At 56.1% G+C, this 13,965-nt stretch carries 11 protein-coding genes; 8 read left to right on the top strand and 3 right to left on the bottom strand.

The features are described 5' to 3' along the window. Window positions 1-45 precede the first annotated feature (45 nt). Window positions 46-522 (bottom strand): hypothetical protein, encoded by a 477-nt coding sequence (locus PT964_RS18900; RefSeq protein ID WP_274364904.1) that lies wholly within the window; start codon window positions 520-522, stop codon window positions 46-48. A gap of 7 nt (window positions 523-529) precedes the next feature. After that, a complete protein-coding gene (locus PT964_RS18895; protein WP_274364939.1) occupies window positions 530-853 on the bottom strand; it encodes a YtrH family sporulation protein in 324 nt (107 codons plus the stop codon). Between the two features lie 160 nt (window positions 854-1,013). Here PT964_RS18895 and PT964_RS18890 point away from each other — a divergent pair, with 160 nt between their 5' ends. From PT964_RS18890 to ppk1, 8 genes are all read left to right on the top strand, one after another. Beyond that, window positions 1,014-4,763 carry a DNA polymerase III subunit alpha gene (locus PT964_RS18890; RefSeq protein WP_274364938.1) on the top strand — a complete coding sequence of 1,250 codons (3,750 nt, stop codon included), beginning with the start codon at window positions 1,014-1,016 and terminating at the stop codon, window positions 4,761-4,763. Window positions 4,764-4,843: 80 nt separating this feature from the next. After that, window positions 4,844-5,332, top strand: a complete 489-nt coding sequence (locus PT964_RS18885) for a phosphatidylglycerophosphatase A family protein (RefSeq protein ID WP_274364903.1) — start codon at window positions 4,844-4,846, stop codon at window positions 5,330-5,332. A 362-nt stretch (window positions 5,333-5,694) separates the two neighbouring features. Then, entirely contained in the window at window positions 5,695-5,883 is a 189-nt protein-coding gene (locus PT964_RS18880) for a glutamate decarboxylase (protein WP_274364902.1), read from the top strand. A gap of 83 nt (window positions 5,884-5,966) precedes the next feature. Next, window positions 5,967-6,836, top strand: coding sequence for an acetyl-CoA carboxylase, carboxyltransferase subunit beta (gene accD / locus PT964_RS18875; protein WP_274364901.1), 870 nt, complete (start codon window positions 5,967-5,969; stop codon window positions 6,834-6,836). Further along, window positions 6,826-7,788 (top strand): acetyl-CoA carboxylase carboxyl transferase subunit alpha, encoded by a 963-nt coding sequence (gene accA / locus PT964_RS18870; protein WP_274364900.1) that lies wholly within the window; start codon window positions 6,826-6,828, stop codon window positions 7,786-7,788. The genes accD and accA overlap by 11 nt, the downstream gene beginning before the upstream one ends. 117 nt (window positions 7,789-7,905) lie before the next feature. Next, window positions 7,906-9,660 (top strand): pyruvate kinase, encoded by a 1,755-nt coding sequence (gene pyk, locus PT964_RS18865; protein ID WP_274364899.1) that lies wholly within the window; start codon window positions 7,906-7,908, stop codon window positions 9,658-9,660. A gap of 65 nt (window positions 9,661-9,725) precedes the next feature. Next, window positions 9,726-10,166: an acyl-CoA thioesterase gene (locus PT964_RS18860; RefSeq protein ID WP_274364898.1), complete on the top strand. Its 441-nt coding sequence runs from the start codon at window positions 9,726-9,728 to the stop codon at window positions 10,164-10,166. A gap of 7 nt (window positions 10,167-10,173) precedes the next feature. Next, window positions 10,174-12,267 (top strand): polyphosphate kinase 1, encoded by a 2,094-nt coding sequence (gene ppk1 / locus PT964_RS18855; RefSeq protein WP_274364897.1) that lies wholly within the window; start codon window positions 10,174-10,176, stop codon window positions 12,265-12,267. 5 nt (window positions 12,268-12,272) lie between these two features. Here the strand turns inward: ppk1 and PT964_RS18850 are convergent, their stop codons facing one another. Then, window positions 12,273-13,793 (bottom strand): Ppx/GppA phosphatase family protein, encoded by a 1,521-nt coding sequence (locus PT964_RS18850; RefSeq protein WP_274364896.1) that lies wholly within the window; start codon window positions 13,791-13,793, stop codon window positions 12,273-12,275. Between the last annotated feature and the right edge of the window lie 172 nt (window positions 13,794-13,965).

The following is a 13,965-nucleotide window of genomic DNA, read 5'->3' as shown; positions in this document are numbered from 1 at the left end:
AATGCTGCTTTTATAGCGTAACTGTACCCTTTTTCCCGTATAAAATCAATTCGCTACCACCTGGGTTGCCTTTACGAACACTCTCAGCTCGGTCTGATTGACCGACAGCATCGTGACCCGTACGCGGTATGTCGAACCGTTGATGTCCCGATACTCATGCCCGTCGACCAGCGCCCTGTACACGGTAGGGTCGATGCTGGCGGGATTGCCTACGGCGAATTCGAGATTTTGCAGTATTCTTGCCTCGAGCTCGCTGGCGATTTTTCTTTCCAAAGCCTCCCCCTCAAAGGTGACGCTTGTTTTTTTAATGACATACCGTCTGTTTTTCAGCTTTTCCAGATTGGCGACATCTTCTTGCAAACGGCTGTTTTCCGCCTGCAGTTGGATGTTTTGCTCGATTACGATTTGGTAGTTGTTCGATTCGACGATCATCATCGCGACGGCTCCTACGACAATGCCTGCCAGCACCAAGCCGACCGCCTGCATGAAGCCGGGCGAACGGCCGAAATTCGGAACTCTCAACGGCCGCTCACCCGCCCCGGCACAACCACTTCACGAGCTCCGTGCCTGAGTAGGCGCCCGCGAACGCGCATAGAATGAGCAAGATTTGCTTGAAGGCAGGCGATAAATATCCTTCTTGCATGTTGTATTCGATCATTCGGATCGGATCGATGGTTCCGCCGACCGCCACGACAATCGCCCATATTTTGACGTTCTCGGCCAGCATGCGCATCGTTGTCGCAGGCGGCTGCATCGTCAGGATCGAGCTGACGCCCGCCAGCATCGCAGCGCCGAATACAACGCCAAAGGCGACGAAAAAATCTTGCACGGCCTTCGTCAAAAAGTCCGTAATTCCCATCGGTTCCACCTCGAATCCAGGTCTCTCTACTAAATCTATGGGACAAGGCGTCGCCGTATGCCCTAAACTTCGAATGCACCCTTTAACCCGAATTCGCAATAAAAACTTCCTTTGCGGGAGCTTTTCTTTTACAATGGAAAGAGGTGATGCGAACATGGGTTCCTTTGTTCATTTGCATGTGCACAGCGAATACAGCTTGCTCGACGGCGCGGCTCGGGTGAAAGATTTGGCCAAGCGGGCGGCTTCTTTGGGCATGTCTGCGCTGGCGCTCACGGATCACGGCGTCGTTTACGGGGCGGTGCCTTTTTATAAGGCTTGCCTGGAAGCCGGCGTAAAGCCGATCTTGGGCTGCGAGTTTTATGTGGCCGGGACAAGCATGAAGGACAAAAGTCCGCGAGAAGACAATCCGACCTACCATTTGGTGCTGCTTGCGAAGAACAACGAAGGCTATCGAAATTTATTGCGGCTTTGCTCTGCGGCGCACTTGGACGGGTTTCATTATAAGCCTCGAATCGATTTTGAGCTGCTTTCGCGCCATGCGGAAGGGCTTGTTTGCTTGAGCGCCTGCCTGAAGGGCGAGGTGCCTCAGAAGCTGTTGGCCGGGAAAAAGGATGAAGCGCTGGCGACGGCGCTGCGATATAAGCAATTGTTCGGCGAAGATTATTTTATTGAGCTTCAGGATCACGGGCTGCTGGAGCAGCGGAAGTTGCTGCCGCAGCTTGTCGAAATTTCCCGGGAAAGTAACGTACCGCTCATTGCGACGAACGACGTTCATTATATCGAACGCGAGGATGCGGCCGTGCAGGATATTTTGATGTGTATCGGCATGGGCAAAAATGTGGACGATCCGGCGCGGTTTCGGTATAACACGGATCAGCTGTATATGAAAAGCGAGGAAGAAATGTCCGCTTTGTTTGCCTACGCACCGGAAGCCGTATCGAATACGGCGGCGGTGGCTGAGCGCTGCCAAGTGGACTTGGAGCTGGGGCGGAGCATTTTGCCCGCCTTCGAGCCGCTTCCGGAAGGTACGGATGCGCCGGCATACTTGAAGGCATTGTGCGATCGGGGGCTGCTGAAGCGCTACGAAGAAGATGCGCGCTGGCGGGAGGAGACGTTCCGCGCGTCCGCCGCGGATCGGCTTGCTTATGAGTTAGAAACGATCGAACGGATGGGGTATGCGGATTACTTTTTGATCACATGGGACTTCATTCGTTACGCGCACAGCCGCGGCATCATGACCGGACCGGGAAGGGGATCCTCGGCAGGGAGCTTGGTGGCGTACGTGCTCGGAATTACCGATGTCGATCCGCTGCGGTACGGGCTGCTGTTCGAACGGTTCTTGAACCCGGCGCGCGTAACGATGCCGGATATCGATATCGACTTTAACGATGAGCGGCGCGACGAGGTTATCGATTATGTCGTGCGGAAATACGGCCGCGACCGTGTGGCGCAAATCATTACGTTCGGCACGATGGCGGCGCGGGCTGCAGTCCGCGATGTCGGGCGCGCGATGAATTTGTCGTACGGCGACGTCGATCGTGTGGCGAAGCTTATTCCGAATGCGCTCGGCATGACGATCGAGGAGTCGCTCCGCACCGTGCCGGAGCTGAAAGAATGGGCGGAGCGGGACGCGAAAATCGGCGGTTTGGTGAAGATGGCGCTGAAGGTGGAGGGGCTGCCGCGCCATGCGTCGACGCACGCGGCCGGCGTCGTCATTTCGCGCGATCCGCTGACGAATGTCGTCGCGCTGCAGGAGGGTACCGCCTCCACGCCGCTGACGCAGTTTTCGATGGAGCATTTAGAGGCGATCGGGCTGCTGAAGATGGACTTTCTGGGCTTGCGGACGCTGTCCATCATTGATCGGACCTTGGAGTCGGTTCGCGAGCTGCGCGGGATCGAGTTGGATTTGCGCTCCGTGCCCGACGACGATCCGGCGACGTATGAGATGCTAGGCTCCGGGGGGACGACGGGCATTTTCCAGCTCGAGTCTGCGGGAATGCGCCGCGTGCTGAAGGAGATGAAGCCGACGCATATAGAGGACATTATTTCGGCGAATGCGCTGTTTCGTCCCGGCCCGATGGAGTTTATTCCGAAATATATCGCCGCCAAGCACGGGCGCATTGCGGTGGAGTATCCTCACCCGACGCTCGAGCCGATTTTGAAGGATACGTACGGGATCATTGTCTATCAGGAGCAGATCATGCAGATCGCATCGGTGATGGCGGGCTTTTCGCTTGGGGAAGCGGACTTGCTGCGGCGCGCCGTATCGAAGAAGAAGCGCGAGGTGCTCGACGAGCAGCGCGCGAAGTTCGTGGCGGGCAGCCTGAAGCAAGGGTTTACCGAGCATGATGCGAACGTCGTTTACGATATGATCGTCCGCTTTGCGGATTACGGCTTTCCGCGCGCTCATGCGACCGCGTATGCGGTGCTGGCGTTTCAGACCGCTTATTTAAAGGCGCATTACCCGGTCGAGTTTATGGCGGCGATGCTGACGGCCAATATGGGCAACCACCGGAAGGTGGCGGAGTATGTCGACGAGTGCCGCCGGATGGGCGTGCCCGTGCTGCAGCCGGACGTGAACGAGAGCGGCGTGCTGTTTTCGCCGGTCGTGTCGGCTGCCGCGGCTCGAACCGATGCTGCCGGTGTGCCGAATGCGATTCGGTTCGGACTGGCCGCCGTGAAAAATGTCGGCACGCAGGCAATTGAGGCGATTTTGGCCGCACGTTCGTCCGGAGGGCCGTTCGAGGATTTGATCGATTTGTGCCGCCGCGTCGATTTGCGCGTCTGCAACAAGCGGGTGCTGGAGTCGCTGATCGCCGCGGGTGCCGCGGACGGGCTTCCGGGACACCGGGCGCAGCTGCTCGCCGTCCTTGACGAGGCGGTGGACGCGGCGGCGAAGTGGAAGAAGGAGCGGGAGGACATTCAAATTTCGCTGTTCGGATTGTCCGAGCATACGAACTGGACGGTAGAGCTGCCGAACGTGCGGGAGATGACCCGCATGGAGCAGCTGGAGCACGAGCGGGAGCTGCTCGGCTTGTATGTGACGGGCCATCCGCTGGACGCTTACCAAGATTGGTACGAGAAGTGGGATATGCTGCCGATTCACCGGCTTCACGAGCTGGCGGAGGGCACCGAGGTCGTCGTATTCGGCATGGTGCTCTCGGTGAAGCCGATCGTTACGCGCAAGGGGCAGCAGATGGCGTTTGTAGAGCTGGAGGATCGCGTGCATAAGGTGGAGGTCGTGCTTTTTCCGGAGACGTGGAAGCAAGCGTCCTCCATCGTCGGCAAAGGCGTTATTGCGGCGATGACCGCCAAGCTTCAGCACGGGGACGAGGATGTGAAGCTCATTGCGTCGCATGTGTTCGCCATGGACGATCCGGCGTTGATGGCGCGGATTCGCGGCGGGACGGTCAGAGCGCCCGCGCGGCGTTCCTCGTATTCCGCCGGGTCCGTGTCCGGCAGGAGAGACGGCGGCGGTTCCAATGGCACTGATGGCGCTAAATCCGGCGGTTCGGCCGATTCTCGCGCCCCGGCAAGCGGCGCAGGGATCGCGGCCTCCCGTCCTCCGGCGGGCGGCGCTGGGACGAGGCGCTGGGAAACGATGGCGAACGGTCAGCTCGCCCGGGCCGGCGCGGAGACCGATGTGCCCGGACTCAGCAGGAGGCAGCATGCCGGCGACCAGACGTTATTTATCAAAATCGCGGAAGACAAGGAGACGCCGGGCAATTTGAGGCGCCTTCAATCGCTGCTGAAAAAACACCCGGGGCGCGTCAACGTGGCGCTGTTCTATGAGAAAAACTCGCGGCTGCTCGAGCTTAGCGTCGATTACCGTGTGGACGCGGAGCCCATTCTATTAAAGCTGATCGAACGTTTGCTAGGAGAGGGTACGACGAAAATAAAATAGATTGTAAGAACATTTTCCTCCTTAGGCGCATACACTTCTAGTCAGGACCGGCACACGATTGCGCTTAAGGAGGATGATTCATGCCGCCAATTTGGGTCGTTGATATGCTTCGCAAACGCGGAATCGAAATTGAGATGATCGGCGAAATCGTATACAACCTTCAAAAACCGTATAATCCCGATTTGCAATTGGAAGATTGCAACGATAGTGTGAGAGTCGTACTCGAAAAGCGCGAGGTTCAGTATGTGCTCTGCACAGGGATCGCGCTCGACGAGCTGGCGGAGAAGCGGCAGCTCCCCGAGCCGCTGCAGAGCATCCTGGATTGCGACGAGTCTTTGTACGGCGTCGATGAAACGCTCGCCCTCGGGATCACGAATGTGTACGGGATGATCGGATTGACGAGCTTCGGTTATTTGGACAAAGTGAAGCCCGGCGTCATCGGTGAGCTGAACAACCGAAAGAACGGCGTGCACGTGTTTTTGGACGACTTGGTTTCCGGCCTTGCCGCCGCGGCATCCGCCAGAATCGCGCACAACGATCCTAAGGCGAAGACGTATGGCGTTGATTAGAAGGCGGCGTTGCTGCGGCCGGTTCCGGTGACGGGCCGGCCGCGGTTCGGTGGAATGGGAGTCCCCAAAATTTCCGTTGGAGGCGGTCGGTAAGGCGGCGCGGTAGAGTACAGTGGAACAAAGTTCCGATTGATGTGCAAGCGGAGAAGCTCCATCTACCGGACCGAGCAGACGGCGAGCGGGTGCTGCCAAGCGGAGTATGACTGTTCGGCCGCCCCCGAAAGCGGACAAGCGCTCGCTTCCTTGCCCAGAAATCCGCGAATATGTTATGATTGTGCCGTTGCATATATTTGTTTGGATCAGGCAAAGGACGCACAGGCCCACAAGTTGTACAGGCTTACCGACGTCGGGAGGTTGCCACGATGTGGACGGTTATATATATTGCCCCCACGGCAAAAATTGCGGAACGAATTAAAACCAAATTAACGGAAGAAGGTTTTCTTGTTCAAGTCCGCGCAATCAACTTGACGAAGCAGCAATATGAAATATTAGTGCCGGAAGGCGAGTTGGACGAAGTGCAAGAGGTGCTCAGCACCATTCTGCACATGTAATACATGGTTTAGCGTTGACAAAGCCGGGCGCCTTATGGCGCCTATCGGGCTTTGAAGCGAAGAACGCTATAGTGAGGTGTACCGTGATCAGAGATTGGTTTTCACACAAAAAGAAATATGCGACTGTCCCCTCTCCCAACTCGAAACGCGACATACCCGAAGGAATTATGAACAAGTGTCCCAAATGCGGCACCATTCAATTCAGCAAAGAATTCGAAAAAAACTTGAAAGTATGCTCCTCTTGCGGCCATCATTCGAAGCTTAACGCTTTTGAACGCATCCAAATGCTGATGGACGAGGGGAGATTATTTGAATATGACGCCGATATGATTTCGGAGGATCCTCTTAACTTCCCCGATTATGCCAAGAAGCTCGAGCAGCAGAAGGAAAAAACGGGCCTTCTGGACGCTGTCGTAACGGGTGAAGGAACGATAGGCGGTTTTCCCGTAGTGCTGTGCGTCATGAGCTTCGATTTCTTTGCAGGCAGCATGGGCTCCGTTGTAGGAGAGAAGATTACTAGGGCGATCGAACGGGCAACCCAGAAGGATTACCCGCTCATCATCGTATCCGCCTCCGGCGGCGCGCGGATGCAGGAAAGTATTCTGAGCTTGATGCAGATGGCGAAGACTTCGGCTGCCGTTCAACGTCACAGCGACCGCGGAGGTCTTTATATTTCGGTCTTGACGGACCCGACCTTCGGGGGCGTGCCTGCAAGCTTTGCGATGCAGGGCGATATTACTTTAGCGGAGCCTGGGGCTATTATCGGCTTTACCGGCCGCATTGTCATCGAGCAGACGATCCGGCAGAAGCTGCCCGACAATTTCCAGACCGCGGAGTTTAACTTGAAGAACGGGCAAATCGACAAGGTCGTTCACCGTAAAGATTTGCGCGCGACGCTGACGCAGCTGCTTGACATCCATTCGGTGAAGGAGGAATCGGCGTATGGCGGGTGACATGCCGTTCGAGCGTCCTCTCGCAGAGCTGCGGAAGAAAATTGACGAGTTAAAGGCATTCGGCAAAGAGCGAAACATTGACTTCAGCGACGAAATTGCAAGACTCGAAGAACGTTACGCGAAGCTGGAGCAGGAGTTGTACGTCAACATAACGGCGGCCGACCGCATGCAGCTGGCCCGCCATCCGCAGCGTCCGACGACACTTGATTATATTAATCACATTTTTACGGATTTCATAGAGTTTCATGGTGACCGGCTGTTCGGCGACGATTTGGCCATTGTCGGCGGAATCGCCAAGCTGAACGGAGTTCCGGTGACGGTCGTAGGGCATCAGAAGGGGAAAGATACGAAAGACAACATCGCCCGCAACTTCGGCATGCCGCATCCGGAAGGCTTCCGTAAAGCGCTCCGGCTCATGAAGCAGGCGGACAAGTTCAACCGTCCGATCGTTACGTTCATCGATACGCCCGGCGCATATCCGGGCGATGCGGCGGAGCAGCGCGGACAGTCGGAGGCGATCGCCAGAAATTTGCTGGAGATGGCCGGTTTGGGCGTTCCCGTCATCGGCGTTGTGATCGGCGAGGGCGGCAGCGGCGGCGCGCTTGCATTGGGCGTAGCCAACCGCGTGCTTATGCTGGAGAATGCGATTTATTCGGTCAGCTCGCCGAACGCGGCGGCCTCAATCCTATGGAAAGACGCATCCCGTGCGGGGGAAGCGGCCGAAGTAATGAAAATCACGGCGGAGGACATGCTCGGCTTTGATATTATTGAAGAGATTGTCCCGGAGCCGAAAGGCGGCGCCCATCGTGACGTCCAGGAGACGGCCGCGGCCATAAAAACCGCTATCGAGAATCATCTTGCCCGGCTGAAAGGATTGACGGCTGAGGAGCTTCGCCAAGATCGATATAATAAATTTAGGAAAATAGGCAAATTTACCTATATACAACATTGATCCATCGCCGCCGCGGGGGGCGATACCATTATTCTCTCCCGGCGTTCTTTTGTGCGTAAAAGCCCTTCGGGGTTACATATAAACGCAGCACGAATGGATAAGGGAGGAAATCATACTATGCGTAAAACAAAAATCGTCTGTACTATCGGCCCGTCTTCCGAATCTCCGGAAAACATCAGGAAATTGATCGAAGCCGGCATGAACGTCGCCCGCCTTAACTTTTCCCACGGTGATTTCGACGAGCACGGAGGGCGCATCAACACGATCAAAAAAGCCCGCGAAGAGCTGGGCAAAACGGTCGCCATATTGCTTGATACGAAAGGTCCGGAAATCCGGCTCGGCAAGCTGAAAGAGGAGCCGATCGAGCTTGTTCAGGGCGATCGCATCACGCTTACGACCGAAGATATTCTCGGCGACAGAAACCGCATTCCCGTCAGCTACAAAGGCCTTGCGGACGATGTAAACCCAGGCTCTACGATTTTGATCGACGACGGTCTGATCGGCCTGCGCGTCGATGAAGTCCAAGGCACGGAAATCCACTGCACGATCGTAAACAGCGGACCGATTAAAAGCCGCAAAGGCGTTAACGTTCCGGGCGTGCGCATCAACCTTCCGGGCATTACCGAGAAGGACGCGAACGACATCGTGTTCGGCATCGAGCAGGGCATCGATTTTATCGCCGCCTCCTTCGTCCGCAAAGCAAGCGACGTATTGGAAATTCGGGCCATTCTCGAAAAATATAACGCAACGCATATTCATATCATTTCGAAGATCGAAAACCAGGAAGGCGTAGACAATCTCGCGGAAATTTTGGAGGTGTCCGACGGCCTGATGGTGGCGCGCGGCGACCTGGGCGTAGAAATTCCCGCCGAAGAAGTGCCGCTTGTCCAAAAGCGCATGATCGAAATGTGCAACCGCGCAGGAAAGCCGGTCATCACCGCAACGCAGATGCTGGATTCCATGCAGCGCAACCCTCGTCCTTCCCGCGCGGAAGCGAGCGACGTCGCGAACGCGATTTTTGACGGCACCGACGCAACGATGCTATCCGGCGAAACGGCCGCAGGCAAATATCCGGTCGAATCCGTCCTTACGATGGCTCGCATCGCCGAACGCACGGAAGCGGCGCTCGAATACCGCGAAATTTTCTTGAAGCAAAGCAACGCGCAGCAAACGAACGTAACCGAAGCGATCTCTCAAGCGGTTGCCAATGCGGCGCTCGATCTTGACGCGAAAGCGATCATCACGTCGACCGAGAGCGGTTATACGGCGCGCATGGTATCGAAATACCGTCCGAAAGCGCCGATTATCGCCGTAACTCCGGACGAATCCGTTATGCGCAAGCTGTGCCTCGTATCCGGCGTCATTCCGGTGAAGGGCGAGAAGGTGCAAAATACGGACGAGATGATCGAGATGGCGATTCAGTCCGCTCAACGGATGGGCCTCGTGAAGCTCGGCGATCTGATCGTCATTACGGCCGGCGTCCCGGTCGGACGCTCCGGAACGACCAACCTGATGAAAATTCACCATATCGGCGAAATGCTGGCCAAGGGCCAAGGCATCGGAACGCAAAGCGCTACCGGCAAAGTCGTGTTCGCTCGTTCCGCGAAGGAAGCGTTGGACAAGACGACGGAAGGCTCCGTGCTCGTAACGGTTTCCACCGATAAGGATTATGTCCCGGCATTCGAAAAGGCCGCCGCGGTCATTACCGAAGCGGGCGGCATCACTTCCCACGCGGCCGTCGTAGGCGTAAGCCTCGGCAAACCGGTGATCGTAGGCGTGGACAAGGCGATGGAGAAGCTGTCGGAAGGAGCCGAGGTTACGGTGTATTCCGAGGTCGGCGTCATTTATTCGGGAAAAGCGAACATTTTGTAATCAGACGATAGCATTAAAAAAAGGCGGCGCCCTAGAGCGCTGCCTTTTTTGGGGAGGAGAACGAGTTGACCCGACAAAGCGGCTGGCATACGCACCGATTGCGCGTACGGTATGCCGAAACCGACCAAATGGGCGTCGTGTATCACGGGAACTATTTAACTTGGTTTGAAATCGGCCGCACCGAGTTTATTCGGGACCGGGGGCTAGCCTATAAACAGGCGGAGGAGCTTGGCTTGCGCATGCCGGTTGTGGACGTTCATGCACGCTATCATGCGCCGGCCAAATACGACGATCTGGTCGAAATCCATACCCGGATCAAAGACGTCGGCGCGGTGAGGATGTTATTCGAATATGAGGTCCGGCTGGCGGACGACCCGAAAACTCTGCTTGCGACGGGTGAAAGCGAACACGTCTGGGTGGATGGAGACTGGAAGCCGGTGCGCATTGCGAAGGCGGCCCCGGACATTCACCGAATGCTTCTTGCAATGACGGAAGAGGTGGGGTGACTCGTTTATGGCGAAACATGACGGATCGAGCGCGAACGCGGACAACCCGTATATCAACCGCGAGCTGAGCTGGCTGCACTTTAACCGCAGAGTGCTGGAGGAGGCGCAGGACGACGAAACCCCCTTGCTGGAACGGGCCAAATTTTTGTCGATCGTATCCTCGAATTTGGACGAATTCATGAGCGTCCGCGTCGCGGGCGTGATCGATCAAATCAAAGCGGGCTATCAGAAGAAAGATTTCTCCGGCTTTACCCCCTCGCAGCTTGTGAAGCGCATCATGAAACGAACGGAAGAGCTGGTGCGCGACCAATACCAAACGTGGCGCGAGTTGCGGAAGCTGCTGGAGAAGCAGGGCATTTGTTTCGTCGACTCGTTCGACGAGCTAAATGTCGTTCAGCAAAAGGCGATGGACCGGTTTTTCCACGATATCGTCTTTCCGGTGCTGACGCCGATGGCGGTCGATCAGAGCAGGCCTTTTCCGCTTGTCCATTCGCACGGCTTGTATTTGGCCGTCGTGCTACATAAGGACGGGGACGGGCCGGAGGAAGAGCCGTACTTCGCTTTGGTTCAGGTTCCTTCGAATTTGCCGCGGTATGTTCAAGTTCCCCAGCGGCTGAACAGCAGGAAGAGCGAATTTATGCTGATCGAGCAAGTGATCGAGCGTCACATCCCTGCGCTGTTTACCGGGTATACGCCGATTTCGGTGAACGCCTTCCGGCTTACGCGCAATGCCGATATGACGTTGAACGAGGAAGGCGCGGAGGATTTGCTGGAGGAAATCGAGAAGGAGCTGCGCAAGCGAAAATGGGGCTCTCCGGTACGGCTTGAGATCGAACGGGGCATGCATCCTTATGCGCTGGAAATGCTTCAATGGGAGTTTGAAGTACAAGAAGGCGTTTTTGAGTTCGACGGGCCGCTCGATTTAAGCTTCCTAATGAAATTCGCCGATTCGCTGCCCGGGCGCGACCAGCTTCGCTTTAAGGACTTCCAGCCGGTATACCCCGAAGAATTGACGGCGCAGGACGAAGAACAGCCCGACCTGTTCGGCGTTATCGCGAAGCGCGACGTGCTGGTCCAGCATCCGTTCGAATCGTTCGATGCCGTCAGCGATTTTATTACGCAGGCTGCCCATGACCCGAAGGTGCTTGCGATTAAGATAACCTTATACAGGGTCAGCGGGAATTCGCAGCTCGTCCGATCGCTGGCGCTCGCGGCCGAGGCCGGCAAACAGGTGACGGTCGTGGTAGAGCTGAAGGCGAGATTCGACGAAGAGCGGAACATCGCTTGGGCGAGGCGGCTGGAGAAGGCCGGCTGCCATGTCGTGTACGGGCTTGTCGGGCTGAAGACGCACTGCAAAATCACGCTCGTCGTGCGTCAGGAACCGGGCGGATTGCGCCGATACGTCCATGTCGGCACCGGGAATTACAATGACGCCACCGCCAAGCTATATACGGACGTAGGGCTGTTCACGAGCCATCCGGTGATCGGCGAGGACGCCTCCGCACTGTTCAACGAAATGACAGGGTATTCGGCCCCGAGACATTGGAAGGCGTTCGCCGTGGCGCCGGCCGATCTGAGAGAGAAGCTGTTCGAGCTGATTCGGGCCGAGGCCGACAATGCGCGGGCGGGCAAGAGCGCTAGGATTGTTGTAAAAATTAACTCTTTGTCTCATAAAGAGATGGTTGACGAGCTGTATGCGGCTTCCCAAGCGGGCGTCAAAGTCGACCTGATCGTCCGAGGGGTATGCTGTCTCCGGCCCGGAGTGCCGGGACTCAGCGACAATATCCGGGTCATCTCGATTGTGGACCGGTTTTTGGAGCATTCGAGAATTTATTATTTTGAAAACGGCGGCGACCCCAAAGTGTATATTTCGAGCGCCGACTGGATGACCCGGAATTTGACCCGGCGCATCGAGCTGATGTGCCCGGTGTTTGACCCGAGGCTGCAGGAAAGCCTAATCAATACGCTCCACTTGTGCCTCGAAGACAACGTGAAGGCTCGTGAGCTTCAGCCGAGCGGCGTTTACATCCGTCTGCGGCCCGGCGATACGCCCAGAAGAAGCCAGTTTGCGCTTGCCTTGAACAATTGGAAGCTGCGGTAGGCGAATTAATTTTCGGATACGCGCAGCTTTAATTTCCATATTTTATTGAAGTCCTTCTCAAGCGATGCGACCTCTCTTCGTTCAATGTCCCAGCTGCGGCGCGCGCCGGCGGTTAAGACAAGCTCTTTGTCTTTGATTTTGACCGAAAGCATCGAAATCGGCTGCGTTTCGCTCCGGTCGAGCGCCGCCGCAAGCTGAAGGAGAGAGCCGAGGCGAACGATCAGGCCGGCATCTCCTTCTTCAAGCAAATCTCGATATTGAGCAATGTAGGGCTTGGACCGCTTTTCGCTCTTATACGATGCAATGAGCGCGCACAGGACAATCTCTCTATGGGTCAAGCCGTCGATGCGCGAGTGTGCCAGCAGGTAATACGTATGGGCGTGAAAGTTGTAATAGTTGATGGATATCCCGATGCGATACAGCAGCGAGGCGGCGTGAAGGTACACGGAGGCGGCATCTTCCATTCCATGAATGTTCCGCAGCTCGCCGAACAGCTGATGGGCGATCCGGTTGACCTGACTGACGTGCTTGAGCGAGACGGCAGGGTGAAGCGACAATATATTGCCGATGCTATGTTCCAGCACGCTGCTAAATTGCGGCTTTCCCGGCCGCAGCAGCTCGAAAAATACGCCGTCCCGCAGCCCGGCGCCGCTGATGATGCAGCTTGCGGCGTTCACTCTTTTATAAACGGTATGGAGAATATGCAGGCCGGGAACAATAATGTCCGCACGGTCTTTTGACAATCCGTCTATTTTTTTCCGCTGGTCCAGCGGCGTCTTTTGGAGCGAATCGAGCACGGCTTCCAAGTCTTCGCCGGCCATTCGGTAGTTGTGGGTAATGGGCAGGCTGTATTTTTTGCGCCGCTGATCGATTTTACATAAGCTGCGAACGGTTCCGCCGAGGCAGACGAGCGGCAGTCCCATATGCTGCGCGATCCACGGCTCCGAAGCAAGCGCATCTTGAACGATCGTGCGGATCGACTTTGCGCCTTGCTCGTCCAGCTCGCCGTTTTTGCCGAACCGTTTCATCATGTTGACCGCTCCGAACGGAAACGAAACGCTTCGAAGGAGGCGGCGGCCGAGAAACAGCGTAATTTCCGTGCTCCCTCCTCCGATATCGATAAGCAGCCCGTCATCGACGGCGATGGTGTTGATCATCCCGAGAAAACCGTAGCGTCCCTCTTCCTCGCCGGAAAGGACGTCGATAGCCAGCCCCGATCGTTGCTTTAAGGCTTCTATGATGTGCGGCGAGTCGGCGGCGTTTCGGATGGCCGCGGTGGCGACGGCGCGGATCCGGTTCGTTCCGTGTACGGAGCAGAGCGCGCTGAAGCGGCTTAATATGCCGGCGATATAGTCGAGGTCTTTTTCGGAAATGCGGCCGTTGCCGTCCAACCGCTCGCTTAAACGGGCGCTTTCTTTGCTCTCGTCGATGACACGGTAAGCGCCGCTCGAGGTGATCTCGTAGATGACGAGGCGAATGGAGTTGGATCCGATATCGATGATGCCCAAGCGTTCAGAGTTGTCCATAATTCCTCCCGAATGCGTAAGAAAGAGATTCAGTCAGCTATATTGTATCCGAGTCCGCAAGCTAAAAAAATAGTTGTGATAAATCCAATTTTGAGCGTGATAATGAACTTTTATGCCCGAATTTGTTTCTTTCGCAACTCAATATAAGGTATCATGAAGTAAGTTAATCATT

This window comes from Paenibacillus thermotolerans (genome assembly GCF_028745515.1).
Classification (GTDB): Bacteria; Bacillota; Bacilli; order Paenibacillales; family YIM-B00363; genus Paenibacillus_AE; species Paenibacillus_AE thermotolerans.
Note: the sequence above shows the minus strand (reverse complement) of the source record. Positions and strands in the feature narration are given on the sequence as shown.